The sequence below is a fragment of the Peptostreptococcaceae bacterium genome (assembly GCA_016649995.1).
GTDB lineage: Bacteria > Bacillota > Clostridia > Peptostreptococcales > BM714 > BM714.
The window spans coordinates 1-25539 of sequence record JAENWJ010000007.1 but is presented as its reverse complement, the minus strand read 5'-3'; the positions used below and the strand labels follow the sequence as shown (position 1 = coordinate 25539).

Below are 25539 nucleotides of genomic sequence, written 5' to 3'. Positions count from 1 at the left end.
ATTGATAGTTTGATATTCATTCAATTAAAATAAGCAAAGGACTGCATGCACGCATGCAGTCCTTTGCCAAAGATTTCAAAATTCTTTTATTTCATGTCGATCCGCTTTTACATCTAAATTTTTCTCAAATAATTCTCTAAATACCGTGCATCTTCAATTTCAAGTCCTCTTTCACCCGCAAGTGATTCAAGGTGATGGGTAAATTCATGTTTCAGTGTATGAATCAACCTGCCTCTCAAGGCTTCCTTTTCGAGCCGACCGTACACCTTCATGAAAGATCCATAGTATATGACTATATACCTGCCCATGTTTCCGCCTCTATGATACTCTCCCAATATGAAAAGATCATTCTTCCTTCCTACCGGATTATGTTTCGTTTCCGGAAAAAGCAGAATCCCACCATTCAATTCCTTGAAAAGTTCCTGTGGAAACCCGACTGTTACTTCATCCAGAATAGATTCCATTTCTTCCAAAGATACCACTCAATCGCCTCCTCCGGAAATACTATTTCATAAATCTTTTACTTTTCATTGAAATATACTGCATCTAAATCAATCCAATAATTGATAATGTCATCTTGTGGATCTACATTTGCCTCAACATGTCTGAAAACCAAAAGCACTTCTGCCTCAGGGGTTTCAATACTCATGCTCATATCCTTTAACGGAGTTTCTTGCTTCTCTCTGCTCCCAATTGGATATTCTTCCAATATGCGGTCTAAATAATCATTCATGTCTTCATTGATAATTGTCGCACCATCCAATGTTATTTCAAGCGATGGAATCTCGCTGTCTCTTCCCATTCTCCAATAGAATCTATACACGCCTCTTTCGCCATTTAAACTGACTGATTCCTCTTCTCCATCATAGAGACTAATATCATTAAATGCCCATTTGTAATCTTCTATATCTATGGGTTCGCGGGTCAAGAAAAGTGATGTTCCCATATATGTTCCCTTCCCACTATAATAATTGTCATTCTCAGGCCAAATCTGCTTAAATCCCAATTTCTCCTCAAAAACATTTTTCTCGGCAAGTCGCTCATCAAACCATCCCGGTAAATCCGCATCATCTGCACTGGCAATAAAGATTACCGAATCCGTAATGGATTCCATAACAGACTGTTTCGGCTCATCATTTGCAGGAACAATCTGTCCCTCCTTAAACATCCCCTCGTTTTCAAGCAAGCCCTCCAATCGGTTGGCCTGCATATTTACAGGCAAAACATTGTATCCCGCTACAGGTAAAACTGAAACTATAATCACGGCACATATGACGAAAACGATTGCTCTATGTGCTTTTCCCTTCATTAAAAGCAAAAAAACCGAAGCAGAAGCAGCGACTATCCATGTCAATATAAAATAGTATTCGATTGTTTTAAGACCAAACCTGCCAAGCTGATCCATGATTGCCCATGCCTCGAAAGCGAGAATAACAATTGCCGCAATCGGGTAAACCTTTCGATAGAATTTGGTCAATCCCGATTTTCCATGCGTCACCATCACATGGAGCCATATCCCCCCAAACGCATAGGCTGTAGCAATGCTCGAGAGCTCTTCAAATGGAGGCCAGTCGCCCGTAATAATAGTACGCCCCGACCAAGCAATAAGAACCGCAGTCATAGCTATTATTATTGGAACCATTATGAATTCAAACAGAATTTCAACAAAGCGCGGTTGCTTTTGGGCAATATTGCGGTGTTCATCGGTTTTCCCTTTGCGAAAATCAGGGAAATATCCCACAAAAATTGTGAAAGCCAAGAAACCGGCTATTGTAGCAATATACATATATACCTTTTCACTCATATCATTGTAAAGCAAGGCTTGAATGGCGCCTGCTACACCGGAAGCTCCGCCCATTATTACTATTCCATAAATCGCCGCTATGAAAAAGGCCTTGTGGGTCATAAAAAACGATTGAGCAAAATCAGATTCTTCTTTTGGAAAGCCTGCAAGAACTATAAAAGCCAAAAAGCTCACAATCAATGCGGCTAAAACCCGCACCGAAGCAATTTCTGAAACCCTTAAAAACCGCGTCGTTTCGGTTGCAGCATCTCCAGCTCCGAATAAATAAAGCGTGGCAAACGCACCCGCAACAACCAAAAGTCCAAGCAGATTTGCAGTCTTGAAAGACTTTGCATTATTGCTGCGGCTCTGAGCAAACGTTATTGACGCCAACCCGAATATGGCTCCAAGCGCAAATGCCCAGTGAAGGCAGTTGAATAGGAAATTATATGCCTCCTGTTCGGGCCAATCAAGCTGTATCCTTACCATTGTAACAATTGCAAAAGCCAAAGCGCTTGCAATTGATGCCGGAAATGTTTGGAAGGCCTCTATCGAGCCTTTGTAGATTCTCATAATGGATTTTGTGAAAGCATTCATTTTGCCACCCCCTAATTTAAATACGATTAATTTGAATAAAACCTATGATTCAAGCATATCACACGTGCAAATACTTTTTTATTTTCAAACCGCTTGTTTCCAATAACTACTCAAGATGCAAAGCGTTATGCAACCTATTCACTTATTAAAATACCCTATTGGTTTTACGGGAATCAAAATACACTCAAAACAGCATTAGACTACTATAATCAGGCATCAACTTTATTATTTGTTTGCCTTCTTTATTATCCCATACTTAATTATTATACTCCATCAAAAGCAGTTTCTCTGCCTCTTTTATTGACAATCCGCAATGCAATGATAAGATTATATTACGCTCAAATTAAACATACCTTTTGTCAGTCAATACACACATCTTTACTGTAATGAACATAACAATAAACAAGCTATTTCAAAGGAGTATATATGAACAGGGAAAAAGCATTGGAAAACATGAAGGGCTTCTGCAATGTATGCCCGATTTGCGATGGTAGGGCTTGTGCCGGCCAAGTTCCAGGCATGGGCGGTGTTGGAAGCGGATCATCATTCATCACGAATGTAAGCGACCTCAAAGAATATAAAATCAATATGAAGGTAATGTCCTGTGAAACCGAACCCGATCCATCAATTGAATTATTCGGTTTCAACCTATCTTTCCCACTGCTTGCCGCTCCATTAGGCGGAGCATCGTTCAACATGAGCAAAACTGTTGCCGAGTATGAGTACGCCAAAGCTATAGTAGACGGGTGCAAATCGAAAGGAATAATCGGGTGTACCGGTGATGGTCCGCAAGATTATGTTTTAAAAGCAGGATTAAAAGCTATAAGAGATGCCGATGGGGAAGGCATTCCCTTTATAAAACCATGGGAAGACGAATTATTGCTGGAAAGGCTCGAAAAAGCAAAGGCTATTGGATGCGAGTATATAGGAATGGACATAGATTCTATTGGCCTTATAAATGTTAAGGTAAACGGAGGCAGCATGCCAACCCGCAATGCAGTCCAATACAAAGAATTGATAAAAAGACTTCCTTTTAAAGTGATTATCAAAGGCATAATGGATCCCGATGAAGCTGATAAGTGCGTAGATATGGGAGTTGCAGGAATAATTGTTTCAAACCACGGAGGCAGAATACTCGACCACTCGAGAAGCACCGTTTCAGCCTTGCCCGGAATTGTCAACGCAGTAAATGGAAGAGTTCCTGTTCTTGTTGACGGAGGTGTTCGTTCAGGTTTCGACATGCTGAAGATGATGGCACTCGGCGCAGATGCAGTTCTTATAGGAAGACCCTTTACCACAAACGCCATGGGCGACTTGAAAAACGGAGTGGGAGAATATATAGAAAAGATAAAATACCAGTTCGTACAGTCTATGCTGCTTTCAGGCTGTTCAAACCTGCAGGATCTTAAGGAAAAAGGCAGTTCGTTGCTTTACAAATCAAAATAATTCAGGATACATTGTTGCCTCTACAACATATCTTTCTGTTGTCCCGTATTTTTTCAAGTTGCTCAATTTTCATTCCCCCTCACAATCCCCGAGTTTTTCCATTGGCCAAATTTTCTTTCGTATGAAATGGCATTGGCAGGACTTGTTGAATATAACGCAATAATCTCAACATCCGGAAGATATGGTTCAAATCGTTTTTTGTATATGTCTCTTGCTTTTCCGCCATTTAGTACAACCTTAATTATCGATGGATGCTCCTTTATGAAACCGATTACATCGTTATATTCAGCGTTCTTAATATCCTTGTCCAGACTCCCTTTCCGTTCACAGGAAAAAACGACGTCCCAAACTGCGATGCCTTTTTCAATCAATCTGAGCTTACGCAGTTCGTAGTCGTCATTGCGCTCAAATCCGAATAAATCGCCCATTATTTTCCAAAATTGATTTCTTCCATGCCCATAATACTCTTCATGTTCAAGAGATTTTACACTCGGCATTGTCCCCAATATTAAAACTCGGGGATTTTCTCCTACAATGGGATCAAAAGCTTTTATTCTACTCATGTGGCACCTCAATATCAGCATAATTTTTGTTCGATTTTAAAGAAGTCTTCGATATTATTGCAATATAAAATAATATGACTCCAATAAATAATTTTTGTTATATTTGATCGCCATTTTAAGCAAACTTCCTTTGAGCATTCTTAGCGGAATTTTGCTATCACGATAATTTTGAATTTTATCCATGATTTTAGTTTTTTCGGATTCTGATGAATCTTTTTTAAAATAGCCGAATACATGCATGGCAGCGTTTATCGCCTTCCCAACATCCTCCGACTGTTCCATGGCAGTTTCCAAAATATTGTAAAACTGAACAGCAGGGTATTCTTGTTTGTTTTTTAGAAGTTCTCTAATTTTATTATAGCTTGAAGGGGATTTTTCTAAAACATTATACTTGTATTTACTCCATTCCGATTCAAGTACTTTTATTTTTTTATCCATCGAAATACTATTTATACATTTGATAGCAGAAAGATTTTTGTCCTTTACTTCAAGCATTATGTCTATGTCAGACCTTTCTATGCTTGCAGTAAAAGCTAAAAAATCACCTACGTTTATACTGTTTGAATGTGCTCCCTGCCTTTTGTCTTTTGCCTGTTGCGAGTAATGAATCTTTTGGTTTCCATCCTTTTCCTGCCAAGTAGGCCTACATTCGTTTATCCAAAATTTTTCTGTTTTTAAAGGATCAGACGGATTCGACGAATTATGCAGATTATCAAAAACAACAGGAGCTCCAATTCTCTTCCCTATTTCAAGCACTTCGCTTATATTATATGATTTGTCATCGTTTTCAATTATAAGCCTTCGCTTTACACGGTTTGACAACATATGATAATTTTCAACAAACCTTTCTATAGAAGACTTTTTTTCGTTGTATACCCCGCCTATATGCAGAACTATCTTATTCTCAGGTCCAGCCTTCAAACTATCCAAAACACGAGAATGATATTCCAAATCATCAATGGCTCTTTCCACAACACTCTTATCTTTAGAATTCAATACCGTATACTGGCCAGGGTGCATTGAAATCCTGATATTGTTGTCTCGAATTTTATTCCCAATATGCAGAAACTCTTCATCGTAAATTTCCCACCATTTAAGACTGTTAACAGGACTGGAGCCAAAGGGAATAAAATCCGAACTTATCCTGAACAGCTTGATTCCATTCATGATGTTATAGTCGATAATGTTTTCAAGCGACTTAAGATTGTCAGCAATAAGTTCCTTAAGCCGGCTTTGGCTAGCATTTTTTTTATTGCAGCGTTTCATTGAAGTATCCTTAACGCCAACCGTCAAGCATGCATATCCAATGTTCATCGATGTGCCTCCTTTTGCGGATTCTTTTATTCCAAGGATTCTGATTTAACATCATATTTGAATTGTTTAATGATGATTTGCTTAGTTACATTGTATCAAAACGTCAATCAAATCCCATACCTTCTTGAATTAAATGAAAACATTACCTGCCCTTTATCTCACGAACTATCCTTCAACACTTTTTAGCGTGACCTCAACTATTTCAGGAGGATTGTTTATTCTAATTGGAATTATACTGTTTCCCAACCCTCTGCTAACAAACATCGTTGACGTCCCTTTTACGTAGCACCCGCTCGTATATCCCGGAAAAAGGCCTTGGTCCGGAGCAAACAAACCGCCTATAAACGGTATTCTAAATTGACCGCCATGTGCATGACCCGCAAAAATCAAATCCATTCTATTCTCATGATATATATCAAAAAACTCCGGGTGATGTGCAAGCAATATACTAAAGACATCATTGCGCCGCAACATCTTCAACTGGGTGTCCAATTCATCAGTTTTTGAACCGTCCAATGAACTTGATGAAAACAGATCGGGATTTGGCGAGCCGATTATTTGTATCACATCGCTGCCCTTTTTAAGTTCAATTGAATCATCATCCATGACTCTAACGCCGGCATCAATAAGTTGATTAGTTATTTCAGAATATTTTCCGAACCACGCCTCGTGGTTCCCTGAAACATAATAAACGGGAGAAATTTTAACCGCGCCTTCGATAAAGCACATGGCTGTTTCTAAATCGAACCTTCGTCTGTCAATTAAGTCTCCGGTAACTACTATTATATCCGGCGACAAGCTTTCCATTTTTTCCAACAGCCTTATTTGGTCTTTCCCAAACATTTTATTGTGCAAATCTGAAATTTGAACTATCTTGAAACCGTCAAATTCCACAGGCACATTTGCGCTAGAATAATCGGAGTTTGAAACAACGATGCTATTGTTCTGCCACATGCAAAACGCAATTATCAAAGGGATGGAAACGAAGGTCGATTTTAATCGTTTGGATTTATTGTATGGTTTTTTCATTTAATTTACCCCTTATACCATAATGATGCATTTCATATATTCTTCGGATTTACAAGCTCGCAATTGCATATTACCGATTGACTTAATTATCTTCTTTTTGGGAAACAAGATTCATGTAGGCATCATACCATTCCTGTCCGGTATTGAAATTATCCTCGAATTCTTCTCCGTAAACCGCCATTATATCACAACAGGCGGAAGCCATAATATGTCCTTTAAGTCCCGTTTCATTTCCCTTGTCAAACTCCGAGAAACAATAATCAATAGCATGACGGCCAATGAAGACAATCTCCCTGTATTCTATATGATGTTCATCAATGTATGCCTGTGGGTTTGAATTTCCCATAGGAGAAGACATTATTATCTCAAGCAGTTCTTCAATTCTGTTTCCAACATCAGATTGACCAATTTCCCAATAGTTAATTGCATCATCGTAGCAATCCATTATTTGCCCACGCACATACTTTTGCGTATATATTGCGTCTTCATAAAGTCCGGATGGAAACTTTTCTTTTATAGAAGGACCATAACCTGCTCCATCCATTGGCATCCAGTATTCCTTTAGCAAATACTCTTCTTTTTCATTTACATCAAAGCTTATTGCAACCGGCATATGGCTGCCTCCGGTTTCCTCAAACCATCCGCCCGAATAATCAAACTCCATATTCATTGCCATAGCGAACACAGTAACGGTATCCACAATGTTTCCATCCGCCGGACCGCCTGCTTCCGTTCCAAGAATGACATGGGACTCGGCGGCGAAATCGGAATCACGATTTGTATTTTGTTCATTGATTGCCTTTGAAATAGCAATATCCATTGTATTAATATCGTTTATGTTGTTGGTATCATCCGATACTTTCTGAGGTGTCTTAGGATTTGTCATCAAGCTAAAGGCAATTGCCGAACAAACTATCACCGCTGCAACAATCACCCAAAACGATGGTTTTTTGTATCTCAGAACATTCTTTACCCGTCCCTTAGTCTCACCCTCTCCGAATGCAAGCGGAGTAGCACCAAGAATTCTCCTACCTGTCGCAAGAGCTAGCAATGAAGATGAATATTCACTTTTGACTTCGCTCCCAAGCCTTTTGATTACTGCCTCGTCGCAGGACATCTCCATATCCTTTCCGCTAAGAAAAAATACAACCCAAACGAGCGGATTGAACCAATGAATACATAGCACTAAAAAACTTAAGATTCTAACCACATGATCCAATCTCTTGATATGTGTTTGCTCATGCAAAAGTATGTATTCTTTTTCATATATTCCAAGCGATGCCGGCAAATATATCTTCGGGCGAATAAGTCCAAGCACAAACGGTGTTTCAATGCTTTTGCAAACGTATATGTTTCCTTTTTCGTTAACGGCATTTTTTAGACGGTTTTTCAACTTTGCATAAGAAATCAGACCATATAGCAAAATTACGGCAATACCTATTATCCAAATGCTTTCACCAATAAGAGTCCATATTTGCAAAGGATTTACGCTTGCCTGCGGAGTACCCTCAGGCAGATACGCATTTACAGCATTGTCTATGCTTGTTATACCCATGTTTATTTGAGGTACCTTGGCATAAATAATGTCCTTTGAAACCGATTCTGAATTTATTGGAATTATGCTCAACATGCTTTCAACAGAAAACGGGCAAATCAGGCGGAACAACGCCGCACTCCAAAGCGCATAAGCGAATATTTTGGGTACTCTTTTCAGAAAAAGCCTAGCTATGATTATAAAAATAATGACAAATCCGCTAGTTATGCTCATGTTGACAATTTTGATAAACAAGCTATCCATTATTCAGCCTCCTCCTTATGAGCATCAATCAAACGCTGCATTTCTTTTATATCTTTATCGCTCAGTTTGTTGCGACGCGTAAACGCGGCAACAAACTGCGGAAGTGAACCCCCAAATGAATTATTGATGAACTGCTCTCCTTGTGCCGTTAAAAATTCATTCTTCCTCATAATAGAATAGACCGTTCCGTTATTATTTACAAATATATTTCGGTCGCAAAGACGCTTAAGCATAGTGTATGTAGTTGTACGCTTCCAATCAAACTCCTTTGCGCATAGCTCAGTAAGCTCACGCGAGCTTACCGGTTCATTCTGCCAAATAATGTCGGCAAATTTCCGTTCCTTAACGCCTAATTTATATTTTTCCAATATAATAACCTCCTGTCGTATGTTGTTAGACTACAATCAGTCTAATACAATTAGACAAATGTGTCAATGCAGTTTTACTTTGTCTATAATTCATTTGGCAAAACAAAATAAAGCTGCCCCAAAGGACAGCTTTATCATCTCGTATAAATCAAATTCTAATTCAATGACGCTTTCAATTCATTCCATTTTTCATTATAGTATTCCGTCATCTCTGCTCCCAAATTAACGAACACCTCACAATTATCCAATATTTCTTTTGATGGATATGCCGCGGGATCATTCTTAACCTCGTCCGAAAGCATTTCCTTGGCCTCTTTATGCGGAGTGGAGTAGCCTATATAATCCGCGTTGTTAAATGCTGTTTCAGGATCGCACATGAAGTTTATGAAAGCTTCAGCCGCTTCCCGGTTTTTACTCGATTTTGGTATTACCATTGAATCAAACCAAAGATTAGTTCCTTCCTTGGGAATGGCAAAAGAAAGATCTTCATTTTCATCGGCTGTAAATATTGCTTCAAAATCACTCATGGTTAATGCTTCTTCCTGGTCATGGGTGACATAAATAAATGTAATTCCAGGCTTCTGTTGCAAAGTTTTCAGCTGAGGAAACAAGGCATATCTTTAAAAAACGGTATTTATGTTTCTTTTATATGGAGGAATATCCGCGATATCTTTACCTCCATGAAAAACTCGCCCATCATCGGGTTTTTCAAAACCGCCAAGAATACGAAGCATAGTAGTCTTGCCGCATCCGCTAGGTCCAAGCAGGGTAAGAAATTCGTTTTTTCTAATGCTAAGACTTATGTTGTCTAAAACCACATGAGCTTCAAATGATTTGCTTATATTATTGAGTCTTATCAAAACTTTTTCCTTCATCACTCAACCCCCTAGAAGCTTGGCGGAGAACTCACCCATATAATTTTAGCCTCGCCGCTACCGATATTTTCGATATGATGCTGTTTTGTTGCCGCAAAGTAAAACGATTCGCCTTTTCGCGCTTTATAAATTTCGTTTCCTTTGAATATTAAAACTGTTCCTTTTATTACATATCCGAACTCTTCCCCTTGATGTGGATTGTCCAAGGATGTTTTGCCTCCTGCAGCCAAAGTTAAAAGCATGGGTTCCATTTCATTCTTCTGGGCATTTGGAACAATCCATTCGATTATGTTTCCAAGTTCTTCGTCCTCTTTGACAAAATAATCATTCTTGTGAAAAACTACCTGGGTATCTTTAAAATCGCTAAAAAACCCTTTAAGATCCGTTCCAAGGCACTGCAATATATCAATCAATGTAGCAATCGACGGAGACGTCAAGTCTCTTTCAAGCTGACTTATAAAACCTTTCGACAATTCCACTCTGCCCGCAAGTTCCTCTTGTGTTAAATTATGCTTCAATCTCAATTCTTTAATTTTTTCTCCAATTTTCATCTCGCTTCTCCATGTAAGTCAAATATCAAGTATTTTGTTTACTATTTATAAACTCCAATCATAATATATCGTTTCTTCTTGTATGTCAATATGTATTAACCCACCATCTTTTCAAATATTCCATGATTAACTAAAAATCATTTCTAAGCTTTCATGCAGTTTGTCACTTGTTCAATAAATCTAAGCCCCAAATCGTGTAGAATTGACAGTTTCTTAACCGGAGTATACCCTAATGCTCTTTATCGATGCATATGAAGCCACACATGCGCAATAAGGCAAATGCTTATGTATCATTTCTAGCAAGTGCTTCATTTTTTCAAATCCTATCGTCAATGGATCCGCGCCTGTCAAGAATACTTTTTCGGTGTACGCATAACCATTAATTAAATGCATTTCTATATCCGAAAATGGGACTTCGCTATATTCATAGTCTTTGTACATTGAACAAAATACGCAATATTTGACTGCCACATATTGACACGGGTTTTATAATTGCAGATAATATTAATGTATCGATTAAAATCTCAAGAAAAAGGAGATCCCCCTTGCATAATGCAAATATAGACCCCAAAATGGAAACCGCAAAATCAAGAAAAAAACAGCATATCGAGAACTTCTTAAAGAGCAAAAGCAAATCAGTAAATTATTTTGACGACATAGTTTTAGAGAACAATTCCATACCCGAGCTGAATTTTGCTGAAATTGATACAAGCTGTGTCTTTCTAAATAAAAAAACGGATTACCCCATTATGATAAATGCAATTACCGGAGGATTCGTTGGCGCTCTGGAAATCAACAAAAATCTTGCATCTTTGGCTAAAGAATTCAACCTCCCCATTGCAGTAGGATCCCAGTCGCTTGGAATCAAAGGATACGGACAGGAAACCTACAGGATTGTACGCGACATCATGGAAAACGGTACAGTCATTTCAAATGTTTCAGCAAATACAAGTCCTGAAATGGTCAGAACTGCGATAGATATGATAAATGCCGATGCGGTACAGCTTCACTTAAATGCCGCCCAAGAAATGTGCATGAGCGAAGGCGATAGAAATTTCAAGGGAACACTTGAAAACATAAAAAATATCGAAAAGTCTATCTCAGTCCCTGTTATCATCAAAGAAGTGGGTTTCGGCTTATCCGGAAAAGCTGCAAATCAATTATTTGAAATAGGCATAAGATACATAGACATTGGAGGAAAAGGCGGAACAAACTTCATCGAAATAGAAGATATGAGAAACAATGATACTGATTTCTCCGATCTTTATGATTGGGGGCTTCCAACACCTATGAGCCTGATTCAATGCGTTAAAGCATCTCCGGAAATGAATATCATTTCCAGCGGTGGAATTTTCAAAGCCGAAGATGCGGTCAAATCATTATGCCTTGGAGGTAAAATGGCCGCCATATCAGGTGTTTTACTAAGGGAACTTCTTTTAAACGGATATGTCGCAAGCGAAAAATTTTTAGATGGATTTCTTCATAAGATACAAATAATAATGCTATTGACCGGTTGCAAAACGATATCGGAATTGAAAAATGTCAATGCATACATAAAAGGCGATCTTCGAGATTTAATCCATCAATAAAAGCTGCAAAAAGCCGTGATTAAATTAATCACGGCCAAAATTCTTTCATTTCATAACACTGCATGTCCGAGCATTCCACTTGCTAGATGAATATACTTTGGAGCAGAATTGCTTTCAAATTAAAATTCATTATGCTTTTATCGCCCAACGCATTTTTGTGGAACTCGCACGACTATTAATATGGCATTCTTCCGCTGATGGTCTTATAATATCAGTAGCAATTTCCCGGTAGATACCTTCACGGAATAACCGTTTGAACGATTTTTTAACAAGACGGTCTTCGCCCGAATGAAAAGAAAGTATCGCAACCCGTCCACCCTCAGCAAGAGTTCCTGGTAGTTTTTTCAAAAATTCATTTAGTGCTTCGAATTCATCATTTACATCAATTCTCAATGCTTGAAAAGATCTTTGGCAAGATTTTTTGACTTCGTTTTTTCTCTTGTCTGCCGGAATAAAATTCAATGCATCAAATATTATTTGTTGCAGGTGAGTAGTTGTTGCAATGTCCGTTCCTTTTTTAATTTCAGACACAATAGCATGAGCTATTGCTTCGGCATTTGGTTCATCAGCATTTTCTATCAACATGCCTTCTAGCTCATCTTGCGAAATATTTTTCAAACGCTCAGCAGCGGATATGCCTTTTCTAGGATTCAATCTCAAGTCCAATGGTCCATCCTTCTTATATGAAAATCCTCTTTCAGGATTATCAATTTGCATTGATGAAACCCCCAAATCCGCTAACACAAAATTTAGTGGTCCTGATTCTATTGTTATTTCATCTATTTTGGAAAAGTTCAATTGCTTAATAGTTAAAATTTCTGCGCCATAACCCAAATTCTCTAAACGCTCCCTTGTACGCGGCAATTCAATTGGATCTATATCGAGTGCATACAGATGCCCTTTCAATTCCAAGCATTTAAGCATCTCTGATGCATGGCCACCGTAACCAAGTGTAGCATCCAATCCTATTTGTCCCGGTTTGATTTGCAAAAATTCCAATATTTCTTTTACACAAATCGAAATATGCATGCCTGCAGGGGTGCTGCCCTTTTCAATGACCCTTGCCACAGTATCAGCATATTTATCTGGTTGATGCTCTTTGTATTTTTCTTTAAACGACTTAGGATGTGTCCCTTTATACCGAACACGGCGCTTATGCTTTTTTTCTTCTTGATTATCCATTGAAATCCCCCACTACAATTATTTTCGGTCTCAATATATCGCTCCATTGTTATATTATACCTCACAAATCTGTTCGGAATGTGGCTATAGAGATGGTAAAAAATCTCTAGATATCCGAGAGTGGGTTTGCCCAAACTGTGGTTCTATTCTAGATCGGGACATCAATGCCAGCGTCAATATACGCAGCGAGGGTCTTCGGTTGTTATCAGCATAAGCCTCAAACAGAACCGTCGGGACGACGGGGATAGCTTAGTTAATAAGAGAAACCGCTGATATCATACAAAGTTTTGACATCAAGTAAGCTCTGTTCCTAGGAATCTCGTGACTTTAGCCATGGGAGGTTCAATATCCTCTCTCTTTATAAATCATCCTGTTATAAACGTGTTCAAAACCATATTTTTCATACACTTTCTTTGCACCTTTATTATCTAAGTCAACATGCAATGACAAATTACCTTCAGTTAAATCAATAGCTCTTTGTATTAATTCACTACCAATACCCCGTCCTTTTATCTTATCCGAAGTTCCAATATAAGTTAGGTGGTATTTCGGAAGAAAAGCATCAAATCCTGTGTTGACAATCACACAAATACCTTCATATTCACCATCTCTTGAAGCTAATAGTATAAACCCTTTATCCAGCGCATTTTCAACTGCTTCTTTAGTTTCTAGCGTAGAGTCTCGGTATTCAGCAAGCCAATTTGTGGTCATATTAATCAATTTTTCAACTCCTATACCCATTGATGCCTCATACTGTTCTACCCTCGCAATAGTTTTTGCATCATTTAAAATAATTATATGTTTTCCTTCTTTAATCTTTCCAGCCTCCACCTGTTTTATGAACGCTGCTAGGGCATATGATTCTTTATAATCAGTACTTATTGTTTCAGTCTTCTTTAACAACTTAGAAGCTTTTTTTAATTCTTGTTCATTAATAGCGATGACTACGCCATTAGTCTCTGTTACAGCTTCATGGGTATCCGTTATAAGCTTCTCATCCATTTGAAACGATTCTTTTGGCATGTGATCAGTACTGAGTTCTTCTAAGTCCTCCGGCAAATATTCTTTATTGTTTGATTCTAAATATTTTTTATACACACTTTTATTCTCTGCCCAAGTTCCACAATAGACAGTTGGAAATGCTGACAAATTATCATTCATCCAGTTCTTTAAAAAAATGTTATATAAACTAGTCATTGTATAGCCATAGCCAAGTTGAATTGTAACTGTATCTAATTTATATTTAACTTTAACTAATATTTCACTAATCAAATTTTCTAATACCATTTGACTTATATGAGTATTGCTGTACCCTTCTGCTGCTATAAAACCACCCGTTTCATCTGACAACTCTTTTATAAATTCAATTTTATTAGGATTTTTTGAATATCTAAAATCCATCAAATATTTATCCTCAAATTTAGTTGTCTTCCATCTTTCATTCTTAAACATTGGAACAATTGCTTTTAGATTGTATAGTTCCGCAAAATATATTATTGATCTTATATAGGTTAGAGACCCATAAGCTATAATCTGACTTTTATTTTGCGCCATCGCATTCTTGACCAACACTTCTGCGATTCTATCGTTCTTATGCCCTGTTGGGTTTTGTCCTTCCAACTTTAAATATATTTCTCCAACATTCAATATCTTTTCTAGATTTCGTGCACGTATTAATGGCGTTCTACCACTCTTTAACATAATTCCTCCTTTAAACATAAAAAAAACACTCCAACTCCATTAAGAGTTTAAGTGTCTAAGTTTCACTTAAATAGTTCACAATATACCATTTTTAAAATAGTATAGCGTATTTCCATATGGTCCTACGCAAACCCCAATTCTTATAAATTTTTCATATCTGCTTTCTCTACGAATGAATGACTAATTAATTTCTAGATATGCATATATCAACTCATCCCTCAGATAATCACAGTATTACTTCACTAATCTATAATTTAATCATAACACATTTTTAGTATAATTCCAAAATACTCAAGAGTAGTAAATGCAATAAGTTGCTTTCTGTTCTATGAAACAAAAATTACTACACGCTATGGAACTATAAAATCATTGATGAATAGGCAGATTTCACCTTTGTATGTTGCAAACCGTTCGATTAAAGATCTTATTTTACCTTTTTTCTGACGACCTCGTTTACCTTTGGGTTTATCCTGTATCGGATTCGTTTTCAATGCTTCTTCAATGATGCCATCATATTTTAGATCGAAATACTTCAGGTAAATCGGCGAAGGCCTTTTGAGTTACAATATGCTTTTTAAATCGGAAGTGGCTTTTTTTATATCCGTTTCTTTGAGTATTGCTGAAACAACTGCGATGCCATTAACTCCGGAAGCCATGACGTCTCTGACGTTGTCAAGGCCGATGCCGCCGATGCCTACAATGGGAATATTGACGGCATCTTTGATTGCGCGAAGTGTGTCGAGGCTCACGGTCTCGGCATCTTTCTTGGTTTCGGTAGGAAATAATGCACCCACTCCCAGATAATCCGCGCCTTCTTTTTCGAAGGCAAGGGCTTCAGCTAAACAATTGGCGGAAGCTCCGATAATCATGCTATCGCCTAAGAAAAGTCTGGCATTGGAAACGGATAAGTCATCGGGCCCGAGGTGAACCCCGGCGGCACCCACGGCCTTGGCTATGGAAATGTTGTCATTGATGATGAGGGGGATGCCGTAACTGTCCGTGAGTTGTCTCACCTTAAGAGCCAAATCTAAGAAGGCCTCCTCCGGAAGATCCTTTTCCCTTAACTGGACGAGTGTCGCGCCTCCTTCAATAGCTTCACGTATGCTGCCAAGGAGGTCCCTGCCCTGCAGGAGACCTCTATCAGTGACCAAATACAATGAATAATTTGTTGTGTTCTTATAACTCATGGATGCGTCCCTCCTTAATTAATATATCTTTGTTTGTGAGCTGAATATGATCGAAAAATCTCACTTTGAAGGAGCCGATGCCTTCCCCCACAGACAGACTTCTGCCTGCAGATTCTCCAGCTATACCCATGGATAGCATTCCGCTGACGGCCGCCAACAAAAAGTCTTCTGTGACGCCGCAGAAGGCTGCGATAAGGGAAGCGGACATGCACCCGGTGCCGGTGATGGCTGAAAGCATGGAATGACCATTTTCTATGGAATAGCTTCGTATTCCATCTGTTATAATATCTTCTTTCCCTGTCATTGCGATGACGCACTTGTGTTTTTGGGCAGCCGCCTTTGCGACTTCAATTCCATTCATCTTATCAGGAAGAGAATCAACACCATTTAGGCTGTATTCGTAACTCGCCAGATGTCGGATCTCGGCCTGGTTACCCTTGATTACCGAAAAAACCATGGTTCCGAGCAAGTTTTCAAGGGTCTCTTTTCTTAATTTTGTAAGTCCCCCCCCGACAGGATCTAAAACTACGGGAATCCTTAATTCGTTTGCTTTTTTACCTGCGAGAATCATGGACTTAAGTTTTCTGGGTTCAGGCATTCCTGTGTTGATGACTAGTGCCGATGCCATGGAGACGACTTCTTCTACTTCTGAAGGATCGTCGGCCATAATGGGGGAGCCTCCCATGGCTAGGACTATGTTGGCACTGTCATTTATGGTTACTGGATTGGTTATATGATGAATCAATGGATTCTTTTCTCTTAGGATTTGCAGGAGGTTTCCAGCTTCTTCGAGTATTTCCAATTTGCCATCCACCTCCATCCCAAGGTGTAAATGGTGCCGGTTACTATCATGACCGGCAGGGTGGCGCCGAAGGCAAAATCATATTCGATGAATCGATAATACATGAAAATGCCGAACACCCAAACTATAGTAGCTCCCCAATTCACCAAAAGATCCTTTTGGAGCTGTCTGCTTTTCCTAATGATGAAGTAGTCAGTTAACAGAATGGCAAACATAGGTGCAAATACTGACCCTAAAGCATATAGGAAGTTTTCATATGACTCAATAGGAAAGACCAGTGCGATTAGCGTACCGATTAATCCCATAGCCAAGGCGACTTTTTTTTCGTCCAATTTCGGGAGCAGATTGAGAAAGGTAACGCCAGCAGAATAAGCATCGAGGAAGGTGGTCGTTATAGTGGAAAGGACAACTACTCCGAGGGCTGCAAATCCTAGGTTCGCTGCAAGCATCATTGCTCCCGGATCTGGGTTCTTGGCTACAATAGCCGCTCCAAGGCCGATTATGTACATCCATGAACTTCCTACAAAATAGCCTATGAAGCTGCCGGATATGCCGCCTTTTTTGCTTTTGGCGAATCGCGTGTAATCTGCAATCAATGGAAGCCATGAAAGAGGCATGATTATACTCAGTTCAAGAGCTGTTCCGAAGGACATTTCACCAGAAACAGTATTTGTTAGCAGGTGAGCATCTCCAAATACGACATAACTGAGTACGATGGTGAGCAAGAAGAGCAGGCCCGCGGCTATGATGTTGATTTTTTTCCAGCCGTTCTTGCCCATGACAATCCAAAGGCAGATGAGTCCACCGATGATTATGCTCCAAAAGGAAGTATTGTCGAAGTCCCAGAGTGCTTTTGAAATAAGGTTGACGGAACGTGCGCCAGAAATTATCATGACAGCCGTCCACCCGATTAATTGCAGGACATTGAATATTGAAAACAGGTAAGAGCCGTATAATCCGAAAGATATTCGGGTGGACATAATGGAAGGAAGTCTTTCTTCGGTTCCGATGATGCCGCCTAGGGCAAGAATGCCAGTCCCTATAAGGTGTCCTGAAAGAATGGCTATGACTCCGGTCTTAAAACCCATGGGAGCCAAAAGACCACCCGTCATGATTTCGGCGATGGATATGGAAGCCCCAAACCAAAGACCTAAAAAGCTTAAAAAAGAAAGATTGTTTTTGTTTGCATCATTCATTATTCATACCTGCCTTTTCATATAATTCGTAGAAGTGATGGGTAGGCCCTACGCCCTTTCCAATGGACAGGGAGTGCTCGATGGCTATAGTTATATATGCTTTTGCCTTTACTACCGCTTCTTCGATACCGAAACCCGTCGCCAGATTGGAAGCAATGGCTGAGGACAGGGTACATCCCGTACCATGAGTATTCTTGGTGACGATTCTCCGGCTGCTTAGACGCTTGAAATTGGCGCCGTCCCAAAAAATATCCGTTGCATCATCAATGCGGTGCCCCCCTTTTATGAGGACGTTTTGAGGACCCATGTCGTGTATGCGCCGGGCGGCTGATTCCATATCCTTAAGGCTGCCGATTTTCATGCCGGTTAGAACTTCCGCCTCGGGGATATTGGGGGTGATGATTATTGCCAGGGGCAGCAGAATCCGAATCAAGGCTTCCGTCGCTTCAGGCTGAAGCAAATTGCAGCCGCTCTTGGATATCATCACAGGATCCAAGACAATGGATTTCGGATTGTAAATTTTCAAAGTGGACCCGATGATATTTATGGTTTCTGTTTGGGATACCATGCCGATTTTCAAGGCATCTACAGCGATGTCATCGAAAATAGCTTCGATCTGTTTCTGGATGATTTCAGGTGTGATATCCTGCACAGCTAAAACACCCTGGGTATTTTGGGCTGTGACAGCTGTGATGACACTCATTCCAAATATTCCGTGGGCGGAAAAGGTTTTTAAATCAGCCTGTATACCGGCGCCACCGCTGCTGTCAGAACCGGCAATTGTCAATGCTTTTTTCATGGGGTCATCTCCGATTAATAATTGTTTTCATGGATTTGTTTTTTTCCATTACGCTCAGCAATACATAGCCAATCAAGCTGCCGCCGATAGTGCTTGCCAGAAACGGAATAATGAAGAAGAAAGCTGTGAATTCCTTGCCTAAGAGGAATCTTGAAATCGGAAAGGCTAAAATGCCGCCTATGATACCGGTTCCGAAGATTTCCCCGGCAAGGGCCCAGATCTTCTTTCCATATTTTTGAAAAAGCAATCCAGAAAGAAGAGCGCCAATCATGCTGCCCGGAAAGGCCAGAAGCGACCCTGTACCTAAAATGTTTCGCAGCAGTGAGATTACGAAGGCATTTGCAACACCGTACCATGGCCCCAGCAACACGGCTGAGAGGACGTTGATAGTGTGCTGCACAGGAAAACATTTTGCAATCCCCACCGGTATGTAGATCATGTGCCCGGCGACGGTTCCTAGGGCGATGAGCAGTGCTGAAGTCGTGAGTTTTCTTGTTTCCATAAATAATCTCTCCCTTGAAATTTTCCGTACGGGGAAAAGGAAAAATAAAAAAGCATAAATCCCCATTCATAAGGATTTATGCTTTTTTCGCATAAAAATGTAACTTCCCTACGCTGGCATTATCCAGATCAGGTAAAGGGTCAAAGACTTTAACAGGTCTTTATCTCAGCTGGCCTCCCAGCTCCCCCAGTACGGATTGTGGTATTCAATTCGTGATAATACTAACACATGATAACGGTTTGGTCAACACACTTTTCAACTATAATCCCTCCTTTTCCAAGATCATTTTAATCCATTTCTTTGTACTTTCAGCTTCAATACAGGCATATGTAAAGTCTTTGTACTTATCTTCTTTTTTTAGGAAATCAAAATTGTAGTACATGTTATCCCCCTTTTTTAATCTTTTATAACATTGTATATTTCAAGTTTAATTTCTTCATTTATATCATATTCACCATTAAGTAATAATTTAATTATTTTATAAAGTAACTCTTTATCTATTTTTCCTGCTGCAACATGATAGCTGATATTCTCCATCTTAGCAATAAAATCCTTTGCTATAAACATGTATCCGTTCCTGAGTAGAAATTCTGTAGACAATGTAATAGCTATTCTCTTATTGCCATCAGCAAAACAATGAAATTGACAGGCACAAAAAAATAAATGGGTTAACTTGTCAACAAATTCAGGGTAATAATCATCATTCTGTATGTGATTCAGCACGCTATCTAATTTATTACTATCAATACACTGAATCATACCCCCTCCACTATTTTCAATTGTCTTTCTATGAATATGTAATGCTTCTTCTATAGTTATATAAGCGTAAGAATTCATATTATTCACGCTCCTTTAACCTTTTAAGAACATCGGCATTATCTTTCATTAACTTCTCAATTTCGTCTCCCTCAGATCCCAAGAAACGCTCATATTCTTTGTCTTCTAAAGGCTTAATGTATTCCTCTAACTGCATATGAAAAGCATCCCTAAGAGCAAGATCTCTACTTGCCATCTTACTTCTTCCGCTTGTAACTAATGGTTTCCAATGAGGCAAACTTTCAAACTGATAGAATAAATCATCTACTTCCCAACTTGTAAGTTGTCTATCTATTGCTTGATACTTCTGTTTTAATAATTCAGCCAATCCACATTCATAAGAAGCAACTAGATCTAAAATTTCAGAATAAAATGTATCCCTTACTTTATCTTTACTCTTTAACTTTAATATTTCACGATATTCTTTAGCTTTTTCTTTAAAGATACTTTGATAAATCATATCCGTATATCTAGCATATTTAAAACTACCCATATCAACATAATCTCTAAGTGCATCCGTAAATTCTCTACGATAATCGTCTTCTTGCAAAAAAGAACCTAAAAAATTACGGTCTCTTTGATTAATGTATTTTGTTGCACCACCTGTTTTCTGATTAATAATATCAATAACCACTTCTAACATCATCTGACGCAATACACGAGCATTTTCACTTTCAACAAGTAACATTCCAATATTCAAAAATGCTCTGAAGTCATAAATTGCAAGCTGTGGCGTACTCTTCGCGACAGTAATGTCGTGAACCTTTTGCTCAACTATCACTTTTAAAAAATCTTTTAATCTCTTACCTTTTAATAGCTCATATCCATTGCTTTTTAACTCATCAGAAAACTTTGTTGTATATCTTACAATAGTTCTAATATCTACATTATAGAATTCAGCTATCATCTCTTTGGTAAAGATTATTTTTCCTTCAAAAATAATGCCTTTAATATCCGCTGTTTTTTGAATTTCATTTAAAGCAATTGCATTATTAAGTATATTTTGTCTATCAATATCTGAATTTGTTAAATCTCTTGCCATTCCTATTCACCTCTCTTCATTGTCTTATAATGTTATCATTATACGTGCTTTATGACAATTTATATTAATTTTTAGGTGGAATATCTCTCCATTTGCAATTCGATTTTCTTCTTGAAATTTTTTCTTAAAATATGCATATTTAAACTAAACAATCTTCTTTCTATGAAAATTTTTAAATGAGTCCCGTTTCAGTATGATTATAGTAACAACTATTAGAATTGATATCGAAACTACATTAATAACTTTACCCCTGTTGATTCACAAAAATCAAAAAGAACCGTCCCCAGTGATTTAACCCAGTGATTTACCCAGTGATTTACCCAGTGATTTTTCTTCTGCTCTTCATCTAAAAATTCATTTAGTTCCCTCAGCTCAGATAAAAAAACAGTCCCGCAGGCGAGTTGTTTCAACTCTGCCCACGGGACTCTCACCTGTATTCCATGCAAGTTTGTTCTAATTGCTTATTCAAATACTTATTGTCTAAGGTTCAACAACCGTAGACTGATCTAAAGTGACTGCAGTTTGCGCCAACAGTCGTCCATTAACTGATGCATTGGTATCCAAAGAGATATTTGTCATACTAAGTACGATTCCCTCTAAATGTGCACCGGTACCAATCGAAACAGATTCAGCTGCCTGCCAGAAAATATTCTTAGCCTGCACTCCATCTGCCAGGATGATTCTGGTACCACTGGCTTGAGTAATTCCTTGGCCAATTTGTAAAATAAACACATCATCAGGTCCACCGCTAAGTGTTACATCTGAATTGATCAGAACCCCTGTACCCCACTTGTATACACCCGCTGTAAGTGTTTTGCCACTCAAGTCGCCACTATAAAGCTCTGTATAATCAGCAGCTCTTCCAGCAGCATCGGTATAAGCCGCTTCCATGTTGCTGATGGCTGTTGTAAGGTTTGAAGGTGTTGGAGCTGTATAGTCTACTGCAAATGCCTTGCCAGTAAGCTGACTGGAAATCGAAAACTGGTTTGATGCATCCACAGTCAGTGAAAAACCAGTGATGGCTGTCGAATCAATTGGGCTAACTCCGATATTGCCTGTTATGTCAGAATTCGGCACGGAGGAAATTCCTGCTTTTGATAAAACCACGTAGTCGCCTGCTATACCAAGCTCTACAGGATTACCCACTGATGTAACCACTGATGTAACCGGTGGTGTAACCGGTGGTGTAACCGTCTCTTCTTCATTCACCGTCGCGAGGGTCGTTACCATTATAGTCCCATCCTCTGCCGACGAACCGGTTATTTCTGCAGTTCCTACGCCTACAGGTGTGACTATGCCATCCTCGACAGTTGCCACATCTGTATCACTTGAAGTCCAGTTAATATCTTCGTTAGTTGCATTGTCAAATATGATTGTATCTGTTTCTCCGCCCACTGTCAGTGTCATTGTTTTCTGATCCACACTAGGAGTTTCTACACTTACATTTTCAGTCTCTATGGTCAGTTCTTGATAATTCAAGAGGTTATTCAAAGCTACTACAGCTTCTGCCCGTGTAATCTGCTTCTCGGGCTTGAAACTGCCGTCTGGGTAACCAATCATGACTTTTGCTTCAAACATAGCGATAATGGCCTCTTTACTCCAATCAGCAACTGCTGATGCATCGGTATAAGCCAATGTGCTTCCTACCGGTGTCAGTGATTCAAGTCGGTTAAGAATAATTGCTGCTTCCTGACGGGAAATTTCTATTTCCGGATGAATGCCGCCATCTGGATACCCCTCTATATACCCTGCTGCTTTTGCTTTCGCAATGACAGGCGCATACCAGGCATCGGCTATAACATCCGTATATGTGTCTTCAGATTCGGCTGTGAAATCAAACGCATTATTCACAAACGAAAAAAACTCGCTACGAGTAATTTCATTGTCCGGCTTGAATGTCCCATCAGGATATCCTTTCGCCATTCCTGAATCTATAGCAGATTGTATTGTATTACTAGCCCAATGTGACCCATAATCACTCGTTGTTACTGCACCGAAAACCGGTACGGACACAGATAAAACCATTACACAACTTAAAATCAGCATAAATGGTTTTTTGAAAAATTTCGTCATTTTGTTGCCCTCCTCTTAATCATTTTTCCCGTGCATAGAAGCTCTAATGCTTCCACTCATAAAAAACTGATATGGTAAATCTAATATTATTAATAACCAACCTTGCTAACGTAAATAAAGAACGCAGTTCCACTATTACACAGGAACTTTACAAATCATTGATAATCTAATATGATTTATGATTTCTGTCAAATCTATATTTGTATGCCGTATTACTTACTACATTATTGAAGTATATGCTTATTCTGAAATCAAAATATTTCTTTACCTTATTATTTTTAGTAATATGCTAATAATGGCAATTACAATAAGTATGTGAATAAATCCACCCATTGTGTGTGCTGTAACTATGCCCAATAACCATAAAACTACTAATATAATCGCAATAGTTTCTAACATTACAATCACCTTCTCTTTTTAAGAATTATTTATATCCTTTTGTTTGCCTTTTAATTCAATCATTTTTATTATGCCCCATACAAGTACTACATATGAAACCATGGCAATCAATAATTTTGGTTCTAAAACAGCTTGGGTTTCTGCACCATCTGCTACTGCATTTCTAAATATGCCATCAAATGGCGCCAAAAATAGACTTGTTATTGCATAGATTATTTTAACAAATACACTTTGCGGATTTGCACCAAGTATTTTAAAAATAAGTCTAAAAGTAAAAAGTGTTTCTAAAACACCGAGTATATAATAGACGATTTTTCTCGCTTTTATATTACCTTGTGTTACTTCAGGTTTTTTATCCATGATTTTGTACCTCCTAGGTACTAGATAGTACGTTTATTTGTATATTATTTAGGGGGTGATAAACAAACTATATATCTATCACAGCATGTCTTCACTCCCTCTTTTATATAATATATTTTATACATGTTAGTAACAACCTAATGATACACCTAAAGTTGTTTCTTGTCAATATTTCCACATGTGCCGTAAATCTATTGTTGTGAACTTCCAGGAAATTTCCGACTAAAAGCAAACAACCCTATATGAATAAACCATTAGAGCTGTTTTTGTTGACCTTAATTTGAATTCCCCATCTTACTCTTCTTGACTGTCATCATCATTAATGAATCTAAGAATCTCACTATATGATTTACCCCTTTTCATAATCGCTGTTACAAGTTCATCTTTTTTTAGTGCGTCTCTTTTATCCATCAGGTCTTCATGTTTTGCGACTGCTACATCGTACTTCTGCTTTGTTTTAACTACATCCATCTGAGCTTTCTAAATCTTTGATTCGAGAGCTTCTATTCCTATAGTCCTTGCCATATCGCTCCGCCTCCTAATCATTTTTGTTGGAATCTTACTTAAGCTGTTCACTTATTTCAGTCGCTCTATATTTTACATATGCTGCATCCATTCCGAATGCCTTCAATATTTTTTTCGGCATTGCTATCACTGCATGATCAAGACGGTATCTATTATCAAGTTGCCTTACCATCTCTATCTTTTCAAGCTCCTTCAACGCAGCTGGTACAGTCATATAGTTCGGTTTTTTATCAAGTTTTTTCATTTCATCTTTAAGACAAATATATATTTTACTTCTAATAATAAGAGCAATGAACTTAATAAAGATTTTCGCCGAAGCTGATTCATCAGAATAAACTCTAAGACTCTTGTTTCATGATTTCCAAAACTACCTACATTCATCTCATGTTTTATTCCATAAATCGTCTACTACATCCAAAAATGTAATAGGGCTTCCACTAAAAGGGACGCGCACAAGCGTTTCAACCCGCGCGTTTATAAATCAAGAAGATTAGCCAATGGATATGTGGTACAATATTATAGCTTGTGTACCGGATCTGATATTGCAACTGGTGTCACTTTCAATGAAGCAACTGTACTCGCAGGATAGAAGAAGGAGAATTTTTTATTATGAAGAAAAAGACCTCCACTAAAAAAGAAAATTTATCTACACCACCATTATGGTTAGCACTTATCCCAATAATTGTTACAATCATTATTCTTGGGTATTCAGTTTTTATACTAGACGCTCAACCTCATTTTTCACTATTTTTGGGTGGTGCTACCGCTGGATTATGTGCCTATCTTTATGGATTTTCCTGGATAACAATCAGAGACGGATTTAAAAACGCAATTGCTCGTACGATTCCATCGCTGATTATCCTTCTTATAATAGGAATGTTAGTCGGAGTCTGGATAGCTAGTGGCATTGTTCCTGCTATAATGTATTTTGGCCTTAAACTTTTAGTGGCTCGATGGTTTTTACCACTAATTCTGTTACTTTCTAGTGTAATGGCTCTACTTACAGGTAGTTCCTGGGCCACTATAGGTACAATTGGTGTAG

At 38.5% G+C, this 25539-nt stretch carries 26 protein-coding genes, 3 pseudogenes and 1 riboswitch; of the genes and pseudogenes, 4 read left to right on the top strand and 25 right to left on the bottom strand.

Annotated features, from left to right (window positions below):
• Nucleotides 1-113: 113 nt before the first annotated feature.
• Together JJE29_02630 and JJE29_02625 are read right to left on the bottom strand one after the other, a co-directional pair.
• Nucleotides 114-464, bottom strand: a complete 351-nt coding sequence (locus JJE29_02630) for a metallopeptidase family protein (GenBank protein ID MBK5251524.1) — start codon at nucleotides 462-464, stop codon at nucleotides 114-116.
• Nucleotides 465-520: 56 nt separating this feature from the next.
• A complete protein-coding gene (locus tag JJE29_02625) occupies nucleotides 521-2380 on the bottom strand; it encodes a DUF4153 domain-containing protein (GenBank protein MBK5251523.1) in 1860 nt (619 codons plus the stop codon).
• Between the two features lie 426 nt (nucleotides 2381-2806).
• On the opposite strand from JJE29_02625, the gene JJE29_02620 reads away from it, so the two are divergent.
• The gene (locus JJE29_02620) at nucleotides 2807-3826 is read left to right on the top strand and encodes an alpha-hydroxy-acid oxidizing protein (GenBank protein ID MBK5251522.1); all 1020 of its coding nucleotides are present in this window, start codon (nucleotides 2807-2809) and stop codon (nucleotides 3824-3826) included.
• 62 nt (nucleotides 3827-3888) lie between these two features.
• Here JJE29_02620 and JJE29_02615 read toward each other — a convergent pair whose 3' ends face one another.
• From JJE29_02615 to JJE29_02575, 9 genes and pseudogenes are all read right to left on the bottom strand, one after another.
• On the bottom strand, nucleotides 3889-4389 hold the full coding sequence (locus tag JJE29_02615) for a DNA-deoxyinosine glycosylase (GenBank protein MBK5251521.1): 501 nt from the start codon (nucleotides 4387-4389) through the stop codon (nucleotides 3889-3891).
• Between the two features lie 54 nt (nucleotides 4390-4443).
• Nucleotides 4444-5703 (bottom strand): UV DNA damage repair endonuclease UvsE, encoded by a 1260-nt coding sequence (gene uvsE, locus JJE29_02610; GenBank protein ID MBK5251520.1) that lies wholly within the window; start codon nucleotides 5701-5703, stop codon nucleotides 4444-4446.
• Between the two features lie 165 nt (nucleotides 5704-5868).
• A complete protein-coding gene (locus JJE29_02605; GenBank protein ID MBK5251519.1) occupies nucleotides 5869-6732 on the bottom strand; it encodes a metallophosphoesterase in 864 nt (287 codons plus the stop codon).
• An 82-nt stretch (nucleotides 6733-6814) separates the two neighbouring features.
• Complete coding sequence (locus JJE29_02600; GenBank protein ID MBK5251518.1) at nucleotides 6815-8533, bottom strand: M56 family metallopeptidase; 1719 nt, start codon at nucleotides 8531-8533, stop codon at nucleotides 6815-6817.
• Complete coding sequence (locus JJE29_02595; protein ID MBK5251517.1) at nucleotides 8530-8898, bottom strand: BlaI/MecI/CopY family transcriptional regulator; 369 nt, start codon at nucleotides 8896-8898, stop codon at nucleotides 8530-8532. The genes JJE29_02600 and JJE29_02595 overlap by 4 nt, the downstream gene beginning before the upstream one ends.
• Before the next feature lie 155 nt (nucleotides 8899-9053).
• Nucleotides 9054-9425: an extracellular solute-binding protein gene (locus JJE29_02590; protein ID MBK5251516.1), complete on the bottom strand. Its 372-nt coding sequence runs from the start codon at nucleotides 9423-9425 to the stop codon at nucleotides 9054-9056.
• Nucleotides 9417-9773 (bottom strand): annotated as a pseudogene (locus JJE29_02585) (ATP-binding cassette domain-containing protein). Before JJE29_02585 ends, JJE29_02590 begins: the two are co-directional and overlap by 9 nt.
• An 11-nt stretch (nucleotides 9774-9784) precedes the next feature.
• The gene (locus tag JJE29_02580; GenBank protein MBK5251515.1) at nucleotides 9785-10324 is read right to left on the bottom strand and encodes a helix-turn-helix transcriptional regulator; all 540 of its coding nucleotides are present in this window, start codon (nucleotides 10322-10324) and stop codon (nucleotides 9785-9787) included.
• Between the two features lie 213 nt (nucleotides 10325-10537).
• A complete protein-coding gene (locus JJE29_02575; GenBank protein ID MBK5251514.1) occupies nucleotides 10538-10717 on the bottom strand; it encodes a hypothetical protein in 180 nt (59 codons plus the stop codon).
• Between the two features lie 152 nt (nucleotides 10718-10869).
• Here JJE29_02575 and JJE29_02570 point away from each other — a divergent pair, with 152 nt between their 5' ends.
• On the top strand, nucleotides 10870-11913 hold the full coding sequence (locus JJE29_02570; protein MBK5251513.1) for a type 2 isopentenyl-diphosphate Delta-isomerase: 1044 nt from the start codon (nucleotides 10870-10872) through the stop codon (nucleotides 11911-11913).
• 129 nt (nucleotides 11914-12042) lie between these two features.
• On the opposite strand, the gene rsmH is transcribed toward JJE29_02570, so the two are convergent.
• Nucleotides 12043-13095 (bottom strand): 16S rRNA (cytosine(1402)-N(4))-methyltransferase RsmH, encoded by a 1053-nt coding sequence (gene rsmH, locus JJE29_02565; protein ID MBK5251512.1) that lies wholly within the window; start codon nucleotides 13093-13095, stop codon nucleotides 12043-12045.
• Nucleotides 13096-13141: 46 nt separating this feature from the next.
• Here rsmH and JJE29_02560 point away from each other — a divergent pair, with 46 nt between their 5' ends.
• Nucleotides 13142-13309 (top strand): transposase, encoded by a 168-nt coding sequence (locus JJE29_02560; GenBank protein ID MBK5251511.1) that lies wholly within the window; start codon nucleotides 13142-13144, stop codon nucleotides 13307-13309.
• 128 nt (nucleotides 13310-13437) lie between these two features.
• Here JJE29_02560 and JJE29_02555 read toward each other — a convergent pair whose 3' ends face one another.
• From JJE29_02555 to JJE29_02495, 13 genes and pseudogenes are all read right to left on the bottom strand, one after another.
• A complete protein-coding gene (locus tag JJE29_02555; protein MBK5251510.1) occupies nucleotides 13438-14814 on the bottom strand; it encodes a pyridoxal-phosphate dependent enzyme in 1377 nt (458 codons plus the stop codon).
• A gap of 542 nt (nucleotides 14815-15356) precedes the next feature.
• Nucleotides 15357-15983: a thiamine phosphate synthase gene (gene thiE / locus JJE29_02550; protein ID MBK5251509.1), complete on the bottom strand. Its 627-nt coding sequence runs from the start codon at nucleotides 15981-15983 to the stop codon at nucleotides 15357-15359.
• Entirely contained in the window at nucleotides 15973-16803 is an 831-nt protein-coding gene (gene thiM, locus JJE29_02545; protein ID MBK5251508.1) for a hydroxyethylthiazole kinase, read from the bottom strand. Before thiM ends, thiE begins: the two co-directional genes overlap by 11 nt.
• A complete protein-coding gene (cytX, locus tag JJE29_02540) occupies nucleotides 16743-17981 on the bottom strand; it encodes a putative hydroxymethylpyrimidine transporter CytX (GenBank protein MBK5251507.1) in 1239 nt (412 codons plus the stop codon). The genes thiM and cytX overlap by 61 nt, the downstream gene beginning before the upstream one ends.
• Nucleotides 17974-18780: a bifunctional hydroxymethylpyrimidine kinase/phosphomethylpyrimidine kinase gene (gene thiD, locus JJE29_02535; GenBank protein MBK5251506.1), complete on the bottom strand. Its 807-nt coding sequence runs from the start codon at nucleotides 18778-18780 to the stop codon at nucleotides 17974-17976. Before thiD ends, cytX begins: the two co-directional genes overlap by 8 nt.
• A gap of 4 nt (nucleotides 18781-18784) precedes the next feature.
• Nucleotides 18785-19282: an energy coupling factor transporter S component ThiW gene (gene thiW, locus JJE29_02530; protein ID MBK5251505.1), complete on the bottom strand. Its 498-nt coding sequence runs from the start codon at nucleotides 19280-19282 to the stop codon at nucleotides 18785-18787.
• A gap of 88 nt (nucleotides 19283-19370) precedes the next feature.
• A riboswitch (TPP riboswitch) is annotated at nucleotides 19371-19480 on the bottom strand.
• 198 nt (nucleotides 19481-19678) lie between these two features.
• Nucleotides 19679-20119 (bottom strand): type II toxin-antitoxin system death-on-curing family toxin, encoded by a 441-nt coding sequence (locus tag JJE29_02525; GenBank protein MBK5251504.1) that lies wholly within the window; start codon nucleotides 20117-20119, stop codon nucleotides 19679-19681.
• A 1-nt stretch (nucleotide 20120) separates the two neighbouring features.
• Nucleotides 20121-21140 carry a DNA-binding protein gene (locus JJE29_02520; GenBank protein MBK5251503.1) on the bottom strand — a complete coding sequence of 340 codons (1020 nt, stop codon included), beginning with the start codon at nucleotides 21138-21140 and terminating at the stop codon, nucleotides 20121-20123.
• A 480-nt stretch (nucleotides 21141-21620) separates the two neighbouring features.
• Nucleotides 21621-23213: a DUF3494 domain-containing protein gene (locus JJE29_02515; GenBank protein MBK5251502.1), complete on the bottom strand. Its 1593-nt coding sequence runs from the start codon at nucleotides 23211-23213 to the stop codon at nucleotides 21621-21623.
• Nucleotides 23214-23477: 264 nt separating this feature from the next.
• Nucleotides 23478-23612: a lmo0937 family membrane protein gene (locus JJE29_02510; GenBank protein MBK5251501.1), complete on the bottom strand. Its 135-nt coding sequence runs from the start codon at nucleotides 23610-23612 to the stop codon at nucleotides 23478-23480.
• Nucleotides 23613-23630: 18 nt separating this feature from the next.
• Nucleotides 23631-23972, bottom strand: a complete 342-nt coding sequence (locus JJE29_02505) for a YggT family protein (GenBank protein ID MBK5251500.1) — start codon at nucleotides 23970-23972, stop codon at nucleotides 23631-23633.
• A gap of 294 nt (nucleotides 23973-24266) precedes the next feature.
• Nucleotides 24267-24497 (bottom strand): annotated as a pseudogene (locus JJE29_02500) (hypothetical protein).
• A 34-nt stretch (nucleotides 24498-24531) separates the two neighbouring features.
• A pseudogene (locus JJE29_02495) lies at nucleotides 24532-24849 on the bottom strand (transposase).
• Nucleotides 24850-25106: 257 nt separating this feature from the next.
• Between JJE29_02495 and JJE29_02490 the strand changes: the two are divergent.
• A partial coding sequence (locus JJE29_02490; protein MBK5251499.1) for a sodium:proton antiporter occupies nucleotides 25107-25539 on the top strand: 433 nt, incomplete at its 3' end.